A 19,249-nucleotide genomic window follows, 5' to 3' on the forward strand; every position below is an offset into this window, starting at 1 on the left:
GGGGCACGACAAATGGAATTCTTCCGGATCCACAGGACCATCCCGTTCATGCGCCACGCGCTGGTGCTGAACGCGGTGTCCTTCGTCACCTTCGCCCTGGCGGTGTTCTTCCTGTTCCATCGCGGGCTCCACCTGTCGGTCGAGTTCACCGGCGGCACGGTGATGGAGGTCGCCTCCCAGCAGTCGGTCGACGTCGGCCGGGTGCGCGAGACCATCGCCAAGCTGGGCTACCAGGACGTGCAGGTGCAGAACTTCGGCACCTCGCGCGACGTCCAGATCCGCCTGCCGGTGCAGAAGGGCCAGACCTCGGCCCAGCAGAGCGAGCAGGTCATGGCCGCGCTGAAGGCGGTCGACCCGACCGCCATCCTGCGCGGCAACGAGTTCGTCGGCCCGCAGGTCGGCGAGGAGCTCACCACCAACGGCCTCAAGGCCCTCGGCATGGTGGTGGTCGGCATCATGATCTACCTGGCCTTCCGCTTCGAATGGAAGTTCGCGCTGGCGACCGTGCTGGCCAACCTGCACGACGTCGTGATCATCCTGGGCTTCTTCGCCTTCTTCCAGTGGGAGTTCTCGCTGGCGGTGCTGGCGGCGGTGCTGGCGGTGCTGGGCTACTCGGTCAACGAGTCGGTCGTGATCTTCGACCGCGTGCGCGAGAACTTCCGCCGCTTCCGCAAGCTGAGCACCCCCGAGGTGATCGACAGCGCCATCACCTCGACCATCAGCCGGACCATCATCACCCACGGCTCGACCCAGCTGGTGGTGCTGTCGATGTTCTTCTTCGGCGGCCCGACCCTGCACTACTTCGCGTTGGCCCTGACCATCGGCATCTGCTTCGGCATCTACTCCTCGGCTTTCGTGGCGGCATCGATCGCGATGTGGCTGGGCGTCAAGCGCGAGGACCTGGTCAAGACGCCGACCAAGCGGGAGGGCGACCCGGACGACCCGAACGCCGGCGCCACCGTCTGATCTTGGGGTTGCCGAGCATGGAGAGCCCTTGTGCGGTTACGCTTCCCGATGCAAGCTCGTCCTTGTCGTCGAATCGAATCCATTGCCGTCCTGACCATCCATGATCCAGCGGTCCCATGCAGCCTCCCTTCAACTCTCCCGAGAGACGCGCGAGCGTTTCGTCGCCGCCACCGAGCCGCTGATCGCGCCGGTCGCCCGGGCCATCGGCGAACGGCTGACGGCCCTGGCCTCCCAGACCGGCAATGCGCGCGAGATGCAGGAGAACCGCGACGGTTTCCTGGCCTTCCAGACCCACGGCGCGAACTGGGTGGCGCAGTCGCAGGCGGCCTGGCGCAAGGCGCTGGCCAGCAGCGCGATCGAAGGGGCGTCCTCCAACTCGCTGTCGCGCCTCGAATTGATCGGCGACGAGGTGGTCGAGACCGGCATCTTGTCGTCGCGGCTCGCGCAGGCGATCCAGGACAAGGCCAGCTTCGAGCTCAACGACCTGCGGCTGCGCATCCAGCATCTCGAAGGCACCCATGAACTGGACACAAGGGACATCCTGAAGCCCGAGGCACTGGCCAAGGTCCTGGTCGACCAGTGGCTGGCGACCGGCCTGAGCCGCGGCCTCTGGACCAAGGTCCAGGAGCAGGTCCAGCAGCACATGGTCGAGCCGGTGGTCAAGGCCTACAAGGACGCCAACGCCTTCCTGGTCGGCAAGGACGTGATGCCCGAGATCGATCTCAAGAGCTTCGTGCGCCGCACCGGATCGGTCGGCTCCGGCAGCGCGCCGCTGGGTGGCAGCTTCGCGGGCGGCGCGAGCGCCAGCGCTTCGATGGGCATCGGCCAGACGCGGATGGTGCCGGGCGGCTTCGGCGCGCCGGCCGGCAGCTTCGCGCCGGCGGCGATCGGCGTCGGCCGCGGTCCGGCCGGCATGGGCCAGCAGGCGGGTGGCGACACGCTGGTGGCCACCGGCGGCTCGCCGCTGCTGATGGCGCGCCAGCGGGCCCAGGGGGTGCTGCTCAATCTCAAGCGCTTCGTGACCGCGCGCATCGGCGGCGACATCACGCTGCCGCGCGGCCAGGGCGGCGGGGAGATGGCGGGCGGAGCCGGCGGCGCCGCCTCTCCGGCCTTCGTCGCCGCGATCGCCGACGCCGAGGCGGCCTACCAGGTCGCGGCCTCGCAGTACGTGGTCGGTGAAGAGGCCACGGCCATCCACAACGCATCGGCCGAACTGCGCCGGCGCACCAGCGAACTCAAGAAGAAGGCGCCCACCACCGCCGACAAGGCCACGGTCGAGATCGTGGCGCTGATGTTCCAGGCCATCCTGGCCGAAGAGCGGATCCCGTTCTCGGCCCGCGTCTGGTTCGCGCGGCTGCAGATGCCGGTGCTGCGCGTGGCCATCGCCGAGCCCGAATTCTTCGGCACCTTGCAGCATCCGGCGCGCATGCTGATCGACCGCATGGGCTCCTGCGTGATGGGCTTCGATGCCGCCGCCATTTCGGGCAGCGCGCTCGAGGGCGAGATCCGCCGCGTGGTCCAGGTGATCGAGCAATATCCGGAAACCGGCCAGCGGGTGTTCAAGCTGGTGTTCGACGAATTCGTCGCCTTCCTCAACAAGTACCTCACGCAGAGCGACACCACCCAGCGGGTGATGAGCGTGGCGCAGCAGGTCGAGCAGAAGGAGACGATGGCGATCCAGTACACCATCGAGTTGCGCAAGATGCTCAACGACATGCCGGTGCGCGAGGAGATCCGCGAGTTCCTGTTCAAGGTCTGGGCCGAGGTGCTGGCCATCGCCGCGCTGCGCTACGGCGCCCAGGACGAGCAGACCGTGACGCTGAAGCGGGTCGCCTCCGACCTGGTCTGGGCGGCCAGCGCCAAGCCGAACCGCAACGATCGCACCCGCGTCATCCAGGACCTCCCCAAGCTGCTGCAGCGGCTGCGCCAGGGCATGACGCTGCTCGGCATCGTGGGCGAGCCCCAGGAAGCGCACATCAAGACCATCGGCGCGACGCTGTCCGATGCCTTCCTGTCGAAGACCGAGGCGATCCCGCCGGCCAAGATCGAAGCCATGGCCAAGCGCCTGGCCAACCTCGAGGATTTCGTCTCCGACGAGGGCACCACCGACCTGCCGCTGGACGCCGCGAGCATCGAGCTGCTGCTCGGCGTCGATGCCGCCTCGATCGAGGTCGTGCCCGACACCGGCACCAAGGTCAGCGAGGACATGCTGGCCTGGGCGCACGAACTGCAGGTCGGCACCTGGTTCATGCTCGACCACAACGACCGTGTGAGCCAGGTCCAGTTCGTCTGGCGCAGCGACCGCAAGCAGCTGCACCTGTTCGCGTCCAGCGACGGCCGCAGCTTCCTGATCCAGGTCGGCCGCCTGGCGTCCTACCTGCAGGCCGGCCTGCTGGTGCCGGCGGAAGAAGAAACCTTGACCGTGCGGGCCACGCGCGAAGCGCTGGCAAAACTCGACGCCAACCCCGAGCGTCTGCTGAATTAGCTAGTGCGCGACGCGGTCGCTCGAAGCGTCGCAGAGCTCGTCCAGCACCAAGGCGTCGGGTTCGACGCCGGTGCTCCAGTGCACCATCAGCACGATGATCTTGAGTTCGTCGAGCGCCAGCGGCTCGCCCGGCGTGGCCATGGCGCGCTCGACCACGATCTCGCGCATGCCGCCCGGCAGCACGCTCGCGGATTCGAGGAAGCTGATGAAGCCCAGGCACTCGGCGCCGATGTGCTCCTGCTCGGCACTGGAGTAGACGCGCATCGCATCGGCCGACTGGGGCAGCGCGGCGTCGGCCGCGATGCCCGGCAGCACGGTGGCGCTGGTGCCGTCGGCATGGCGCTCGAGCTGGACGCCCCGGGTCGCCAGGCTCAGGCCGTCGAGCCAGTGCAGCGCCTCGCGGATTTCGTCCGCATCGAAGCCTTGCGCGCTGAGCTTGCGCCCCAGCTGCTCGGGTTCGGGGCAGGCGTCGCCGCGCCAGTAGTTTTCGTAGACATACACGAGCACTTCGAACATGGGTTCAATATAGCCCACTGGAAGCGCCGGCCGTCGAAAGTTGCGCCGACACGACGTTGACCGGTCCGGCGTCCGGCTGCACAAGGCGGCCTGCGGCCCCTCGGGAGCTGCGACGCACACGCGGACGGACCCTGGTTGATGCCCCAGGAAATGTTGCAAGTCTTCCTTCGCTTGCTGCTCGGCATTCGGAAGAAACTGCCAATTCTGTCGTGATCAATTCCTGCGGACGCTCCGTAGTATTACGGACTCTTCGCGTATTCGCACGAGTATCGGTGCAGCGCCTTCTTCGAAACAATTCTGATCGGCCTTGACGTCTTGCTTTCAAAAGACGATGCGTCGGCAAGGCCGTGGCCACGATGGCATGTTCAATCAGAAAACAGGGAAGGCATCTCCGTGAAGATAAAAATGACGCTGTCCGCAATCAGCGCAATGTGTGGAATTCTGGCAGCTCCGGTTGCCATCGCAACGCCAAACGAGGAGTTGGGTTGGTATGGCTCCATCAAGGCCGCACAAACCTCCCAGCGCGTCAGCGACATGGAAGATTCGTTGCGTCCGGCAGGCGCGGTGCTGCCGCAGGAGACGAGGCAAGAATTTGTCAATGGCTCCTTGGGGATGGGTTACCAGTTTGGCGCTGGCTGGCGTGCCGAGGTGGAATACACCTTGCCCCAGAAACAGGAGTACACCAGCGACGTCGCAGGGCGATTTCGTGGCAGCCTGAATCACCATGAAGTGGATGCCGAGCGCATGATGGCCAATGCCTATTACGATTTGCCCGTCAAGGAAGATATCGCCGTGTTTGCTTCTGCCGGTCTTGGCTGGGCCAAAGTCAAGTCTTCCGGTTGGCAGGGCAATGTCGCCCGTCAATTCGAAAGCAAAACTGTCAATAACCTGGCCTACTCGGTAGGCGCAGGGGTGACGTATTCTCCCGTGAAGAAAATCTCGCTCGACGTGGGTTACCGCTATGTTGATATGGGCCGCATTGAAAGCGGCTTGAACAACTTCGCCAATGCTCGTGGTTTGCGCGATGAAAAAATGAAGGCCAAACTGGTCAGCCACGAGATTTATATTGGCGGCCGTTATCGCTTTTGATGGCGGCCTGCGGCTCCTTCGGGGCCAGTGGCGCCATTCAACCAACCGCGATGCGCTGAAACAATCCGCCCGGCAGCCGCGCGACGTGGCCGGAAAGCTCGAGTTCGAGCAGACGGACTTGCAGCATGGCTGGAGAAAAACCGGTGCGGGCGCACAAGGCGTCGAGGCTGACCGGGTCGAAGCCTACAGCGCGCAGCAGCGCCGGTTCGGCCGCCTCGGCGTCGGCACCGGAATCGGCGGAATTGGCGGAGACGAAGGGGCGGGGCCGCGCAGGCTCGTCGGCCAGCCGCAACTCCTCCAACACGTCGGCCACCGATTCAACCAGCTTGGCGCCTTGCCGGATCAATTCGTGGCAGCCCCGCGATTGCGGCGAGTGGATCGAGCCCGGAATCGCGAAGACCTCCCGCCCCTGCTCGGCCGCGAGCCGGGCCGTGATCAGCGAGCCGGAGCGCAGCGCGGCCTCGATCACCAGAGTGCCGCGCGCGAGCCCGGCGATGATCCGATTGCGCTTGGGGAAGTTCTGGTTCAGCGGCGGCGTGCCCAGCGGGTACTCGCTCACGATCAGGCCACGCCCGGCGATCCGGTGCGCGAGCTCGCGATGGCGGGCGGGGTAGACGCGGTCGAGTCCGGTGCCGACCACCGCCACCGTGGCCAGCCGGTCAGGTCCGCCGGCCTCGAGTGCACCTTCGTGGGCGGCACCGTCGATGCCGAGCGCCAGACCCGAGACCACGGGAATTCCGGCTTCGCCGAATGCGCGTCCGAAGGCTCTTGCATTCTGGGTGCCTTGCGCCGTCGGATTCCGGCTGCCGACGATCGCGATGCTGGGGTCCAGCTGCGCGAGCTCGAAGCCGGGCGCACCGAGCAGATAGAGCAGCAGCGGCGGATCGCCCGTTTCCAGCAGCGAGGCCGGGTAGCCCGGGTCGCCGAGCGTCAGGAGACGGCGGACGGCACCCTGGTCGTCGCTGCCCTGAAGCCAGTCGAAGGTGCGCTCGAGCAGCGGGGCCAGCGTGGCAGGCAAGCGCTGCAGCGCCCCGGCCTGCGCGCTGCCGACGACCTGCAGCAGGGCCTCGTGCGATTGCGTGAAGATCGCGGCCGGCAGTCCGAAGGCCGCGAGCAGCGTGCGGGCGGTGGCGTTCCCGATGCCTGGCGTCAGCGAGAGGCGGAGCCAGCTCGCGAGTTCCTCACGTTCCACGCCAAGATGACGCTCGCGTCAGGGGTTGACCAGCAGGTCGCCGACCCGCGGGGTGTCGTTGATCTCGAGCACCAGCGCGTAGGAGGCCTTTTCGAACGGCCGGAACACCATCAGCAGGCCGATGCGCTCGTTCGGCAGCTTGAGCACTTCCTTGCCGGTGTCGTTGGGCGCGCCGGCGCGGTCGACGATGGTGTCGCCGTTCTTCAGGATGGCCAGCACGTGGCCGGACTCGATGCCGTCGCGGGTTCCCTTGTTGATGACCACCACCTGGTTCTGGGCCGCGAACTGCACCGCGTTGCCGTAGACCGAGACGATGCGCCCGTCGATGATCTGCTCGGGCGCGCGCGGTGCATAGCTGAGCAGCTGGCGCGTCGGCTCGGGCAGCAGGCGGTCGCCCGCGCGCATCTCCTCGCGCGCGGCCACGATGTCGATGGTCGCGGGGACCACGTTGACCACGTCCTTGCCCTCGACCAGTTGGGTGGCGACGGTCTGGCTGCGCTTGAGCTGGGCCTTGCCGAGGTAGGCCGCCTCGTAGCCGAGCAGTTCGCCGGTGGCGGGGTCCTTCAGCGGCGTCGCGTTGCGGAAGATGCGGTAGGTCTTGATCGGGCCGGCGGTCTCGATCAGCTGTTCGTCGGCCTGGCCCAGTGCGTAGGCGCGGTCGCCGCGGGCCAGCAGCACGCGGCTGTCGTTGCCGGCCACGATGTGGGGCGCGGCCTTGAGGGTGTCCTCGTCGACGATGATCGGCTCGCTCAGGAAAGGCTCGATCAGGCTCGGGTTGAGGGTCGGCAGCGCCATCCCCGACAGCGACTCGTAGCGAGCGCGCGGCGACAGCTTGATGGTGCCGTCGGAGGCGCCGCCGCGGCGGGTGCTGAGGCGGGCCCGGCCGCCGCTCTTTTCCAGGTAGAGCACCTGGCCCGGGTAGATCCGGTGCGGGTTCGAGATCTCCTTGATGTTCATGCCCCAGAGCTCGGGCCAGCGCCAGGGGCTGCGCAGGAACAGGCGGGAGATGGCCCACAGCGTGTCGCCGGGCTTGACCGTGTATTCGTCAGGCGCGTTGGGCGCCAGTTCGCCGATCGGGATGCCGGCCTGCGAGGTCTGCTGTGCCACCGCCCGCTGTTGTGGCGTGACCGGATAGTTCTGCGCGAAAGCGGTCGTCGCGCCAGCGGCCCCGAGGGCGACGGCCGCCAGGGTGGCCAGAAGGCTGGGTCGCAGGCTATCGTTGATTCGGAGTTTGGTCATGGTTTATGGTGTGCACACACTACGCCACGCAGGATGTACGAATCCTCACAATTTGCTACGAATTTTGCGCTGAAGCCCTTGATAGGGCAACGTATTCGGGCTGTTCCCCGGCAGGGCGTCGCGGAAATGGCGAAAATAGCGACAACTTCTCCTCGCTTTCATGGCAAAAAGAACCATTTTGAGTTACCCGGATCCCCGCCTGCACACGGTGGCCAAGCCGGTCCAGGGCGTCGATGCGCGCATCAAGACGCTGGTCGCCGACATGCTCGAGACCATGTACGACGCCAGCGGCATCGGCCTTGCGGCGACCCAGGTCGACGTCCACGAGCGGCTGGTGGTGATCGACATCTCCGAAGAACGCGACAAGCCGATCGTCCTGATCAATCCCGAGATCGTCTGGGCCAGCGACGAGAAGGTGCTCAATGAAGAAGGCTGCCTCTCGGTGCCGGGCATCTATGACGGCGTCGAACGCTCGACCTCCGTGCGCGTGACCGCGCTCGATGCCGACGGCGAACCGCAGACGATCGAGGCCGAGGGCCTGCTCGCGGTCTGCATCCAGCACGAGCTGGACCATCTGCTCGGCAAGGTGTTCGTCGAATACCTGTCGCCGCTGAAGCGCAACCGGATCAAGAGCAAGCTGCTCAAGCAGCAGCGCGAAGACCAGAAATCGGAACAGCGCGAAGGGCGGCGTTGAGCATGCGGGGCCTGTGGCCGGCGGCGGCGGCGCTGCTGGTGGCGCTGTCCGGCTGCGCGCTCGACCCGACGCGGCTGCCGCTCGGCAGCACCCGCGCCGAGACGCTCCAGAAGCTCGGCCAGCCGACCGCCACCTATGCGATGCCGGGCGGCGGCGAGCGGCTCCAGTATTCGCGTGCGCCATCGGGCTTCGCGGTCAACAACGTCGACCTCGACGCCGGCGGCCGGGTGGTCTCGATCCGCCAGGAGCTCGAAGACGGCATGTTCGACATCACGATCAAGCCCGGTGTCTGGCGGGTCGACGACGTCCTGCGCAGCTACGGCCGGCCGTTCGAGATTTCGCAGGTGCGGCCCTTCGACGGCGATGTCTGGGCCTGGCGCTTCAAGTCGCAGAACAACCCGCGGCTGCTCTATATCTATATCGACCTGGACGGCGTGGTCGACCACTACCACACGGCTGACGACCTGCGCCAGCTGATGACGGACCAATGAGCTCACTGAAAGTCGCGTTCGCGGGCACGCCCGAGTTCGCCCGGGTCGCCTTGGAGGCGATCGCGGCGGCCGGATTCGAGATCGTCCTGGTGCTGACCCAGCCGGACCGTCCCGCCGGCCGCGGCATGAAGCTGCAGGCTTCGCCGGTGAAGCAGTTCGCGGTCGGCCGAGGCTGGCCGGTGGCGCAGCCGCGCAGCCTGAGGCTCGACGGCAAGTATCCGGACGACGCGGCCGCCGCGCGCGAGGCCATCGCGGCCGCGGGGGCCGACGTGATGGTGGTCGCCGCCTACGGCCTGATCCTGCCGCAGTGGGTGCTGGATGCGCCGCGGCTCGGCTGCCTGAACATCCATGCCAGCCTGCTGCCGCGCTGGCGCGGCGCGGCGCCGATCCACCGGGCCATCGAGGCCGGCGACGCGCAGACCGGCGTCACGATCATGCAGATGGACGCCGGCCTCGACACCGGCGACATGCTGCTTCGCGAAGCGCTCGACATCGGCGCCGACAGCACCGCACGGCTGCACGACCGGCTGGCCGGAATGGGCGGCCGGTTGATCGTCGATGCCTTGAGGCAGGCGGCGGCCGGCACGCTGAAGGCCGAGCCGCAGCCGACCGAAGGCGTGACCTACGCCCACAAGGTCGAGAAGGCCGAGGCCCAGATCGACTGGTCGCTGGACGCCGCGGCGATCGCGCGCCGGGTGCGCGCCTTCGACCCCTTCCCCGGCGCCAGCAGCCTGCTCGACGGCGAGACGATCAAGCTGTGGGCCGCCGAGGCCGAGCCGGGCGGGCCCGTGGAGGCGCCCGGCACGGTGCTGGCCGTGACGCCTTCGGGCATCGCCGTCGCGGCGAAGGACTCCGTGCTGCGGGTCACCGAACTGCAGCGCGCCGGCGGCAAACGCCTGGCGGTCGCCGACTTCCTGCGTGGATTCGACGTCAAGCCCGGCCAGCGCTTCCACTGATGTTTCTCTCCTCCGCGATCCGGCGCCAGCCGGAATTCCGCCAGGGCGTGAGAGACATGTCCACGGTCGCCATGGGCATCGGCGCCTGGGGCCTGATGACCGGCGTGGCGATGCTCAAGTCGGGCATGAGCGTGTTCGAGTCGGTGGCGATGACGCTGCTGGTCTACGCGGGCAGTTCGCAGCTGGCCGCCATCCCGTTGCTGATGGCGGGCGCGCCGGCCTGGGTCATCCTGGCCACGGGCTTCTGCGTCAACCTGCGCTTCGTGGTCTTCAGCCTGCACCTGCGGCCCTATCTGATGCACATGCCGCGCTGGCGCCGCATCACCCACGGCTATCTCACGGCCGACATGAGCTATGCGCTGTTCACCCGCAAGTACGCGCAACCGCCGCGCACCCGCGCCGAGGAGCAGGCCCAGGAGGCCTACCTCACCGGCAACTACTGCGTGACCTGGTGCGCCTGGATGAGCATGAGCCTGCTCGGCATCGTGCTGGCCAACATGATTCCGCAGAGCTGGGGCCTGGGCTTCGCCGGCGTGCTGAGCCTGGTGGCGATCGTCTGCTCGATGGCGACCACGCGGCTTCGGCTGCTGGCGGTGCTGATCGCCTCGGCCACCGCGGTGGCGGCCTATGCGCTGCCGCTCAAGCTCAACATCGTGGCCGCCATCGGCGTCGCGGTGCTGGCCTGCTTCTGGCTCGAGAAGCAGTTCGGGCTGGATGTCGATGCGGAGGATGACAAGTGAGCGCAGCAATCGAGGGCACCGACCTCTGGACGCTGGCCGTGATCCTCGGCCTGGCCGGCGTCACCGTGCTCACGCGCTGCTTCTTCTTCATCCTCGACCGGCCCTGGGGCCTGCCGGAGTGGGCCCACCGGGCGCTGCACTACGCGCCGGCGGCGGCGCTGGCGGCGGTGATCGCGCCCGAGATCGTCATGACGCAGGGCCACCTGATCTCGACCCTGCACGACGCCCGGCTCTACGGCGCCGTCGCCGGCACCGCCTATTTCTTCTGGCGGCGCGGCGTGCTCGGGACGATGCTGGCGGGGATGGCGGTGTACCTGCCGCTGCACCTGGGGCTGGGCTGGTAGCAGGTCCGCCGCCGGGCCGCCCTCAGCCGCGCAGCGTCTGCCACAGTTCGCGGTCGCGCTCCGCGGTCCAGACCACCGGGTGCTCGATGCCGCGCAGCTCGTCATAGGCGCGCGACACGTCGAATGGCAGCACGTGCTGGAACACCGGCCAGTCGCCGAAGCGCGGCTTCATCGCCAGCTCGGCGCGCTCGAAGCAGCCGCGCAGGCTGTCGCCGGCAACGATGCCCGAGCGCACGCTGGCCAGCAGCGTCGACAGGAAGGCTTTCGTGAGTTCGATCGCCTCGGCGCAGCCCGCCGCGCCTTTCACCACCGCGCCGCGACCCGGCACCAGCACCTCGGGGTTGAGTGCGGCGACGGCATCGAGCGTGCCGGCCCAGTCCTGGATGTAGGCGTCGCCGGCATACACGCCGCAGCGGTTCTCGACCACGTCGCCCGAGAACAGCACGCCGCAGTCGGGCAGCCAGGCGACCGTGTCGCCGCCCGAGTGGCCACGGCCCAGGCACATCAAGCGCACCTCGCGCGGGCCGAGCCACAGGCTCATCTCGCGCTCGAAGCTCATCGTCGGCACCGTGAGTCCGGGGATCTCCTCGACGCCGGCAAAGAGGCGCGGAAAGCGCCCGACCTCGGAATCGAAATCGGCCTGCCCGCGCTCGCGCACCCAGTCGAGCGTGCCCTGGCTGGCGATGATGGCCTGGACCTCGTCGAAGGCGCTGGCGCCCATCACGCGCACCGCGTGGTAGTGCGTGAGCACGATGAACTTGATCGGCTTGTCGGTGACCGCGCGGATGTCGGCCAGGAAGTCGCGCGCCATGCGCGGCGTGGGCCGCGTGTCGATCAGCACCACATGCGCATCGCCGACGATGAAGCCGCAGTTGGGATCGAAGTCGCTGATGTAGCCGTACACGTTGGGCGCGAGTTCGCGCACCTGCGGCTTCTGCTCGCGGGTGTCGGAGGCGGAGGCGAAGGAAACGGAAGCGGTCATGCGGGGCTTCGAGGTGGGGTTTCGGACGGCGTGCCGGCTTCTCGCGCGGCATCGATGCAGGCCAGCAGCACGGCCTGGTCGCCGCACTGGTTGGCCAGCAGCAGCACGAGGCGGGCATTGAAATCAGCGCTCTGCGCCTCGGTCAGCCCTTCATGGGCGCCGACCCAGGCCGCGTAGAAGCCGTCGGGATCGGGGATGTGGGGTTCGGTGATCATGTCTTGTGACCTTCAACGGTGCGCCAGCGCGGCGTGGACCGCGGCCGAGATCGACGCCGGCGTGGGCTTGTCCAGCAAGGTGGCGCGATAGGCGTCCGGACGCACCAGGCACAGGCTGCCCGGGGCCGGGTTGCCGAGGTGGCGCGCCAATGCCTCGTCGGGCTGCAGCGCAGGCAGGCCGCTGTCGCCGCCCACCGCGACCAGCCGCAGCGGCAGCGAGGCCGCGACATCGGCCGCGGCTTCCGCCTGCGCGCGCGTCGGCGCGAACCACAGGCCCAGGCAGCGGGTGCCGTCGGCCAGCAGTTCCATCAGCGTGGTCGGCGTGCCGTCGAGGTGGCGCAGCGGCAGGTTCTGCACGCTGCGTCCGCCCTCGGGCAAGTGAGGTGCCGCAGGGTAGTCGTTGGCGACCGACATGCGGCCCGTGTTCACCAGTGCGCGGGCGAAGGCATGGCGCGATGCGAGCGCGACCACGGCCCGGCGGAGCGTGTGCTCGGCCGGCGTCCGCGGTGCGAGGAAGCGTGCCGAGCGGCTGGTGACGCGGAGGTTCTCGATCGCCGCCGGGCGGCGTTCGGCGTCGTAGGTGTCGAGCAGCGCATCGCCGGCAAGACCCTGCGCGACCAGCGCCAGCTTCCATCCGAGGTTGGCCGCGTCCTGGATGCCGCTGTTGCCGCCGCGGGCGCCGAACGGGCTCACGACGTGGGCCGAATCGCCGATGAACAGGATGCGCCCGTGCCGGAAGTTGTCGAGCAGATGATCGCGGTAGCCGTACGGGCCGATCCAGACGAACTCGAATTCCACGCCGGGGCCGAGTTGCTCGCGCAATCGCGCGCCGGCCACTTCGGGCCGGCTGATGTGGGCCGTGTCGCAGTCCTCGGGCATCTGGTAGTCGATGCGCCAGACGCCGTCGCCCATCAGGTGCTGCCACACGGCGCGGCCCTCGTTGAAGGGCGCATCGACCCAGGTCCAGCGCTCGGTCGGCAGCGGCTTCTTGAAGCGCACGTCGCTGATGCACCAGCGGTCGGTGCTGCGCGACGGGTGCGCGTCGATGCCGAGCCGGGTGCGGATCGGGCTGTTGGCGCCGGTGGCGTCGATCAGGTGGTCGGCTTCGATCGTGTAGCGGCCGGCGGGTGTTTCGACCTCGATGCGCACGCCGTCGGCGAGCGGCGTCACGTCGACCACGCGGTTCTTCCAGCGCAGGTCGGTCAGGCCGAGTTCGATGATGCGCTCGACCAGGAACCACTCGATGTAGAACTGCTGCAGGTTGATGAAGGGCGGCTGCGCCGAGACGCTGTCGGTCTTCAGGTTGAAGTTGTAGACCTCCTGCTGGTCCGAGAAGGTGCGGCCGAAGGACCAGGTGATGCCCTTCTCTGCGACGCGCTCGTAGATGCCCAGCCGGGCGAATATTTCCAGGCTCTTCTGCGCATAGCAGATGCCGCGCGACGAGGCGCCGCGCACGCCGACCGTGTCGTCCTCGTCGAGCAGCAGGGCGCGCACGCCGCGGCGGGCGAGATCGCAGGCCAGCGTGAGTCCTGCCGGGCCAGCGCCGACGATCACGATCGGGTGGCGCGCGACGCTGTCGCTGCCGAGTTCGGGCGGCGCCACGAAGGGCCAGCTTGGCAGTTCGTAGGCGGGGGCGAACTTGTACCTTTCCATGGCAATGCTCACAGCGCGTGCGCCCATTCGGCGATCGCATCGGCGGCTTCCTGCACCAGTTGCGGCTGGCCCGCCAGGTAATGGTTGCCGCCGACGATGTCGACGTTGCGGATGCGCGCACCGCCGGCGGCCAGCCAGGCATCGCGGGTGCTCGGGAAGGTCGACTGGTCGCCGGTGTAGGTCAGCAGCAGCTTGGGCACCGTGGTGCGCGCCAGGTTCGACGGGCCGTCGGCCTGAGAGCGCGACGACCACTGCGAGAGAAACGCGGTCAGCGAGGTGGTGCGCCCCATCGCGTTGGCTGAATAGTTGACCTGCCGCGCATCGCCCCAGACGCTGCCGGGCGCGCGGTCGTTGGCGTCGATCGACAGGTCGACGCAGCGCGGATCGGCATGGGTGCGGTAGACGATGAAGGCCTGGTCGCGCGGCGCGCCCGGGGTGCTGCGCAGCTGGCGAAGCCGTTCGAGCGACCAGCGCTCGATGCGCTCGAGCCGGGCCTGCTGGGCGGCGCTGAAGCGGGCCAGGAATTCGTCGCTGTACGGCAGCGCGTGGCGGGTGTCGTACATGTCGAGTTCGGGGTCGACCGACAGCGGGTCGTGCTCGTCGGTCACCGAGGGATCGATCCAGTCGCGCATCAGCTTCGAGCGGCCCTGGTGCGCTGCGCAGAGCGAGATGCCGTCCACCGGCGGCAGGTCGTCCGGGTGCAGGTGGGTCGGGTCGCCGTCGGCGAAGCGGTGGGCCGTGAGCTGCTCGGCCTGCGCCTGGTAGAAGCTGGCCAGCGCGGCGCCGCCCGAGTTGCCGATCAAGACGACCTTCTCGTAGCCGGCCGCGCGCAGGAACTGCACGCCGGCGCCGAGGTCCTGGATCGCGCGCTCCATCAGCAGCACCGTGTCGTTGCCCATGTAGCGCGAGTTGAGCCCCATGCAGCAGATGCCGCGCGCGGCCAGCGGGCCGATCAGGTAGTGGCCCATGAAGTTGCTCGTGGGATGCATCACGATCGCGGCGACCTTCTTCGGGCCGGCCGGCGCCTGGTAGGCGCCATAGATGCGCGGGCGCAGCATCTGCAGGCCGGACTGGCTTTCGAGCGAGGCGCCGGGCTTGACGTCGATGACGGCGAGTTGCAGCTCAGGCATGCGCAGCCTTTCCGGCGGCGGCCGCGCGCAGCCCGGCCTTGCGCTGCGTCCAGGCGTCGAGGTCGGCGCGCGCATGCAGCGCGTGGGCGTCCATCTCGGCCTGCGGAACGGTCGGCGTCGTCAGCTCGACGCGGATGCCGTTCGGATCGAAGAAATAGATCGATTCGATGATGTGGTGGTCGGTCGGGCCCAGCACCTCGATGCCGGCAGCTTCGAGCCGGGCCTTGGCGCTGCGCAGCTCGGCCTGCGAATCGACCCGCAGGGCAATGTGGTTGACCCAGGCCGGCGTGTTCGGCGAAGGCAGCGCCGCGATGTCGTCGCCGAGGTCGAAGAAGGCGATGTACGAGCCATCGCGCATCTGGAAGAAGATGTGGACGTAGGGGCAGTACTCGCCGGTGCTCGGCACGTGGTCGCTCTTGATCACGTGTACCAGCGGCAGGCCGAGCAGGTCTTCGTAGAAGCGGCGGGTCTCCTCGCTGTCGCGGCAGCGCCAGGCGAAGTGGTGCAGGCCGCGCACGGGCACGGGGGGGGGTGGGGGGTGGGGCATGGTGCGTCTCTCTTTAGTCAGTTGAGGACAGAGCAAAAACTGCTGCGCAGTTTCTTGGTCTGTCCCGCAAGGTCTCAGGTTGGTCGAGGACCGAGCAAAAACCTGCTGCGCAGTTTGTTGGTCTGTCCCGCAAGGTCTCAGGCTTGCAGGGTCGGAGCGATTGGGCCGCCATTCTTCTTATGATTCAATCGAAATAAATTCATCGATTGATGAAGCGAGGCCATGAATCTGACCCTGCGCCAACTGCGCGCCTTCGCCGCCGTGGCCGAGACCGGCAGCTTCACCGCTGCCGCCGCCACCCTGCACCTGACCCAGTCGGCGCTCAGCGTGCTGGTGCGCGAGCTCGAACGCGAAATGGGGGTGCAGCTGTTCGACCGTCACACCCGGCGCGTGCTGCTGTCCGAGGCCGGGCGCGAATTCCAGCCCTCGGTCCAGCGCCTGCTGGCCGACCTGGCGGGCGCGGTGGCCGGCGTCACCGACCTGCGCGACAAGAAGAAGGGCGTGCTGCGGCTGGCGGCGCCGCAGCTCATGGCCTGCACGCTGATGCCGCGCGTGATCGCGGCCTATCGCGAGCGGCATCCCGACGTCGATGTCCGGCTGGCCGACACGCTGCCCGAGCACCTGCTCGACGGCCTGCTGTCGGGCGAGGTCGAGCTGGCGGTCGGCCAGGATGTGGCGGTGGACGCCGCGCTGGTCGAGCGCCGGACGCTGTTTCGCGACCGGCACTGGCTGATCTGCCCGCCGGGCCACCCGCTCGAGCGCCGGCGCAAGGTGCGCTGGAGCGAGCTCGGGCCCTATACCTTCATCGCGCCGACCCGCGACTTCCGCCAGCGCGTGCTGCCCGAACTCGCCGCCGACACGCGCGACTTGATGCTGCGCGCCAGCACGCAGGAGGTCTCGTACATGACGACCGCGCTCGGCATGGTCGCCTCCGGGCTCGGGCTCACGGTGTGCCCCACCTATTCGGCCTCGCTGGTGCGGGCCCACGGGCTGCAGATGGTGCGGCTCGACCAGCCCGACTTCCACCGCGAGGTCTGCGTCTACGGGGCGGCGAAACGCTCGCTCTCGCCGGCGGCTGCGAGCTTCGTCGAATTGCTCCAGCAGGTCGCCCGCGAGCCGGGCCTGGCGGGCTGAAACCTACAATGGGCGCTGCCCGTCGTGGCCCCCTCCATCCGCTTTCAGATTGCCACCCATGAACGTCCTTCGATTCACCGACCTCTGTGCGCAAGGCAAGGCCGCCGGCCAGCGCGTTTTCATCCGAGCCGATCTCAACGTGCCGCAGGACGACACCGGCCGCATCACCGAGGACACCCGCATCCGCGCCTCGGTGCCCTGCATCCGTGCGGCGCTCGACGCCGGCGCCGCCGTGATGGTCACCTCGCACCTGGGCCGGCCCACCGAAGGCCAGTTCAAGCCCGAGGATTCGCTGGCCCCGGTCGCCGCCCGCCTGGGCGAGCTGCTCGGCCGCGACGTGCCGCTGGTGTCGGACTGGGTCGACGGCGTGCAGGTCGCGCCGGGCCAGGTCGTGCTGCTCGAGAACTGCCGCCTCAACAAGGGCGAGAAGAAGAACGACGAGGCGCTGGCGCGCAAGCTGGCCGCGCTGACCGACATCTACGTCAACGATGCCTTCGGCACCGCGCACCGGGCCGAGGCCACCACCTATGGCATCGCCCAGTTCGCCAAGGTCGCCTCGGCCGGCCCGCTGCTGGCGGCCGAGATCGATGCCATCACCAAGGCCCTGGCGCAGCCGCAGCGGCCGCTGGTGGCGATCGTCGCCGGCTCCAAGGTCAGCACCAAGCTGACCATCCTGAAGAGCCTGGCCGAGAAGGTCGACCAGCTGATCGTCGGCGGCGGCATCGCCAACACCTTCATGCTGGCCGCCGGGTTGAAGATCGGCAAGTCGCTGGCCGAGCCCGACCTGATCGACCAGGCCAAGGCCGTGATCGATGCCATGCGCGCGCGCGGCGCGGCGGTGCCGATCCCGGTCGACGTGGTGACGGCCAAGGCCTTCGCGGCCGACGCCGCGGCGACCATCAAGGACGCCACCGACGTCGCCGACGACGACCTGATCCTCGACATCGGCCCGAAGACCGCCGAACTGCTGGCCGCCCAGCTGCGCGAAGCCGGCACGATCGTCTGGAACGGCCCGGTGGGCGTGTTCGAGTTCGACGCTTTCGCCAACGGCACCAAGACCATCGCCCAGGCCATCGCCGAGAGCAAGGCGTTCTCGATCGCCGGCGGCGGCGACACGCTGGCGGCCATCGCCAAGTACGGCATCGAGGACAAGATCGGCTACATCTCGACCGGCGGCGGCGCCTTCCTGGAAATCCTCGAAGGCAAGACACTCCCCGCCTTCGAAATCCTTGCCAAGCGCGCAGCGGGTGGATAAAGCTCTTCCGGTACTCCTATAAAGTGTATACAGTACGGCATACAAACACTTTGCGGGACAGACCAAGAAACTGCCCGGCAGTTTTTGCTCTGTCCTCAACTGAATAAATGGAGACAACGATGAGCACGCCCCGCCTGCCCCGCCACGCCACCAAGATCGTCGCGACCCTCGGCCCCGCCTCGAACACGCTCGAGCTGCTCGAGCAGATGATCCATTACAAGGTCAGCGTGGTGCGGCTCAACTTCAGCCACGGCACGGCGCAGGACCACATCAACCGTGCCGCGATGGTGCGGGAGGCGGCCCGGCGCAGCGGTCGCGAGGTGGCGATCATGGCCGACCTGCAGGGCCCGAAGATCCGGGTCGGCAAGTTCGCCGAGGGCAAGGTCTGGCTCGAGCCCGGCGCCAAGTTCATTCTCGATGCCTCGCGCACCGAGCCGGGCGACGTCGACGCCGTCGGCCTCGACTACAAGGACCTGCCGCGCGACGTCAAGCCGGGCGACAGCCTGCTGCTGAACGACGGCCTGATCGTGCTGACGGTCGACGCGGTCAAGGGCGATGCGGTCCACACCACGGTGCGCCTGGGCGGCGAGCTGTCCAACAACAAGGGCATCAACAAGCAGGGCGGCGGGCTTACCGCGCCGGCGCTGACCGCCAAGGACATGGAGGACATCAAGACCGCGATGAGCTTCCAGGCCGACTACGTGGCGGTGAGCTTCCCCAAGAACGCGACCGACATGGAGATGGCGCGCCAGCTGTGCAACGTGGCGGCGGCCGAGTTCGGCCACAAGCCCGGCATGATCGCCAAGATCGAGCGCGCCGAGGCGATCCCCAAGCTCGAGGAGATCCTGCGCGCCAGCGACGGCATCATGGTGGCGCGCGGCGACCTGGCCGTCGAGGTCGGCAACGCGGCCGTGCCGGCGCTGCAGAAGAAGATGATCCGCATGGCGCGCGAGATGGACAGGGTGGTCATCACCGCGACCCAGATGATGGAGTCGATGATCACCAATCCGGTGCCGACGCGGGCCGAGGTCAGCGACGTCGCCAACGCGGTGCTCGACGGCACCGACGCCGTGATGCTCTCGGCCGAGACCGCCTCGGGCCGCTACCCGCTCGAGACGGTGCAGGAGATGAGCAAGATCTGCGAGGCCGCCGAGGCCGCCGAGGACCTGCAGCTCGACGCCGACTTCAGCGGCAAGAATTACAGCCGGATCGACCAGTCGATCGCGATGGGCGCGCTGTTCACGGCCCACCACCTGGGCGCCAAGGCGATCGTGGCGCTGACCGAATCGGGCTCGACCCCGCTCTGGATGAGCCGCCACCGGGCGCACATCCCGATGTATGCGCTGACCTCGCGGCTCTCGACCCAGCGCAAGATGGCGCTGTATCGCAACGTGCGGCCCTTGCTGATGGATTCGGAGAGCGATCGGGACACGGCGTTGGAGCAGGCCGAGGCGCATCTGAAAAAGCGCGGCATCGTGCAGACCGGCGATGTCTACGCGATCACCTGCGGCGAGCCGATGGGCGCGCCGGGTGGCACCAACATGCTGAAGATCTGCCGGGTCGGCTAGCGCGCCCCCGCGGTTGCACGGGCCATCGGAGCCGTCCTACAAGGGCCCTCGGT

General features: G+C 68.2%; 19 protein-coding genes. 11 read left to right on the forward strand and 8 right to left on the reverse strand.

From position 1 onward, the window contains the following. Positions 1 to 12 precede the first annotated feature (12 nt). Both secF and AC1DF3_RS11590 read left to right on the forward strand, forming a co-directional pair. The gene (gene secF / locus AC1DF3_RS11585; RefSeq protein ID WP_286519811.1) at positions 13 to 966 is read left to right on the forward strand and encodes a protein translocase subunit SecF; all 954 of its coding nucleotides are present in this window, start codon (positions 13 to 15) and stop codon (positions 964 to 966) included. Positions 967 to 1,066: 100 nt separating this feature from the next. Continuing rightward, positions 1,067 to 3,451 (forward strand): DUF1631 family protein, encoded by a 2,385-nt coding sequence (locus tag AC1DF3_RS11590; RefSeq protein ID WP_478139693.1) that lies wholly within the window; start codon positions 1,067 to 1,069, stop codon positions 3,449 to 3,451. Here the strand turns inward: AC1DF3_RS11590 and AC1DF3_RS11595 are convergent, their stop codons facing one another. Continuing rightward, complete coding sequence (locus tag AC1DF3_RS11595; protein ID WP_286533460.1) at positions 3,452 to 3,967, reverse strand: Smg family protein; 516 nt, start codon at positions 3,965 to 3,967, stop codon at positions 3,452 to 3,454. It abuts the gene before it with no gap. Between the two features lie 405 nt (positions 3,968 to 4,372). Between AC1DF3_RS11595 and AC1DF3_RS11600 the strand changes: the two genes are divergently transcribed. Then, entirely contained in the window at positions 4,373 to 5,056 is a 684-nt protein-coding gene (locus AC1DF3_RS11600) for an outer membrane protein (protein ID WP_478139694.1), read from the forward strand. 37 nt (positions 5,057 to 5,093) lie between these two features. Here AC1DF3_RS11600 and dprA read toward each other — a convergent pair whose 3' ends face one another. After that, positions 5,094 to 6,248, reverse strand: coding sequence for a DNA-processing protein DprA (gene dprA / locus AC1DF3_RS11605; protein ID WP_478139695.1), 1,155 nt, complete (start codon positions 6,246 to 6,248; stop codon positions 5,094 to 5,096). Positions 6,249 to 6,266: 18 nt separating this feature from the next. Continuing rightward, positions 6,267 to 7,487, reverse strand: coding sequence for a LysM peptidoglycan-binding domain-containing protein (locus AC1DF3_RS11610; RefSeq protein ID WP_286533463.1), 1,221 nt, complete (start codon positions 7,485 to 7,487; stop codon positions 6,267 to 6,269). A 160-nt stretch (positions 7,488 to 7,647) separates the two neighbouring features. Between AC1DF3_RS11610 and def the strand changes: the two genes are divergently transcribed. The 5 genes from def to AC1DF3_RS11635 are packed head-to-tail and all read left to right on the forward strand — an operon-like array spanning position 7,648 to position 10,712. Further along, positions 7,648 to 8,181 carry a peptide deformylase gene (def, locus tag AC1DF3_RS11615; protein WP_286519816.1) on the forward strand — a complete coding sequence of 178 codons (534 nt, stop codon included), beginning with the start codon at positions 7,648 to 7,650 and terminating at the stop codon, positions 8,179 to 8,181. A gap of 2 nt (positions 8,182 to 8,183) precedes the next feature. Then, positions 8,184 to 8,672, forward strand: coding sequence for a hypothetical protein (locus tag AC1DF3_RS11620; RefSeq protein WP_478139696.1), 489 nt, complete (start codon positions 8,184 to 8,186; stop codon positions 8,670 to 8,672). Further along, on the forward strand, positions 8,669 to 9,628 hold the full coding sequence (gene fmt / locus AC1DF3_RS11625) for a methionyl-tRNA formyltransferase (RefSeq protein WP_478139697.1): 960 nt from the start codon (positions 8,669 to 8,671) through the stop codon (positions 9,626 to 9,628). The genes AC1DF3_RS11620 and fmt overlap by 4 nt, the downstream gene beginning before the upstream one ends. Next, entirely contained in the window at positions 9,628 to 10,368 is a 741-nt protein-coding gene (locus AC1DF3_RS11630) for an AzlC family ABC transporter permease (protein ID WP_286519820.1), read from the forward strand. Before fmt ends, AC1DF3_RS11630 begins: the two co-directional genes overlap by 1 nt. 8 nt (positions 10,369 to 10,376) lie before the next feature. Next, entirely contained in the window at positions 10,377 to 10,712 is a 336-nt protein-coding gene (locus AC1DF3_RS11635) for an AzlD domain-containing protein (RefSeq protein ID WP_286533820.1), read from the forward strand. 22 nt (positions 10,713 to 10,734) lie between these two features. Here AC1DF3_RS11635 and AC1DF3_RS11640 read toward each other — a convergent pair whose 3' ends face one another. The 5 genes from AC1DF3_RS11640 to AC1DF3_RS11660 are packed head-to-tail and all read right to left on the reverse strand — an operon-like array spanning position 10,735 to position 15,239. Next, positions 10,735 to 11,694 (reverse strand): MBL fold metallo-hydrolase, encoded by a 960-nt coding sequence (locus tag AC1DF3_RS11640; protein WP_286533469.1) that lies wholly within the window; start codon positions 11,692 to 11,694, stop codon positions 10,735 to 10,737. Then, a complete protein-coding gene (locus AC1DF3_RS11645) occupies positions 11,691 to 11,909 on the reverse strand; it encodes a DUF2783 domain-containing protein (protein WP_478139698.1) in 219 nt (72 codons plus the stop codon). The genes AC1DF3_RS11640 and AC1DF3_RS11645 overlap by 4 nt, the downstream gene beginning before the upstream one ends. A 12-nt stretch (positions 11,910 to 11,921) precedes the next feature. Next, positions 11,922 to 13,562 carry an FAD-dependent oxidoreductase gene (locus AC1DF3_RS11650; RefSeq protein ID WP_478139699.1) on the reverse strand — a complete coding sequence of 547 codons (1,641 nt, stop codon included), beginning with the start codon at positions 13,560 to 13,562 and terminating at the stop codon, positions 11,922 to 11,924. Positions 13,563 to 13,570: 8 nt separating this feature from the next. Beyond that, positions 13,571 to 14,692 (reverse strand): alpha/beta hydrolase family protein, encoded by a 1,122-nt coding sequence (locus AC1DF3_RS11655; RefSeq protein ID WP_478139700.1) that lies wholly within the window; start codon positions 14,690 to 14,692, stop codon positions 13,571 to 13,573. Further along, positions 14,685 to 15,239, reverse strand: coding sequence for a VOC family protein (locus tag AC1DF3_RS11660; protein WP_478139701.1), 555 nt, complete (start codon positions 15,237 to 15,239; stop codon positions 14,685 to 14,687). The genes AC1DF3_RS11655 and AC1DF3_RS11660 overlap by 8 nt, the downstream gene beginning before the upstream one ends. A 222-nt stretch (positions 15,240 to 15,461) precedes the next feature. On the opposite strand from AC1DF3_RS11660, the gene AC1DF3_RS11665 reads away from it, so the two are divergent. The 3 genes from AC1DF3_RS11665 (at position 15,462) to pyk (ending at position 19,196) form a co-directional block, all read left to right on the forward strand. Beyond that, positions 15,462 to 16,373 carry a LysR family transcriptional regulator gene (locus tag AC1DF3_RS11665; protein ID WP_478139702.1) on the forward strand — a complete coding sequence of 304 codons (912 nt, stop codon included), beginning with the start codon at positions 15,462 to 15,464 and terminating at the stop codon, positions 16,371 to 16,373. 58 nt (positions 16,374 to 16,431) lie between these two features. Beyond that, positions 16,432 to 17,628 (forward strand): phosphoglycerate kinase, encoded by a 1,197-nt coding sequence (locus AC1DF3_RS11670; protein WP_478139703.1) that lies wholly within the window; start codon positions 16,432 to 16,434, stop codon positions 17,626 to 17,628. A 119-nt stretch (positions 17,629 to 17,747) separates the two neighbouring features. After that, positions 17,748 to 19,196, forward strand: coding sequence for a pyruvate kinase (gene pyk, locus AC1DF3_RS11675; RefSeq protein ID WP_478139704.1), 1,449 nt, complete (start codon positions 17,748 to 17,750; stop codon positions 19,194 to 19,196). The last annotated feature ends 53 nt before the right edge of the window (positions 19,197 to 19,249 follow it).

The sequence above is a fragment of the Variovorax sp. 10N432 genome (assembly GCF_056394465.1).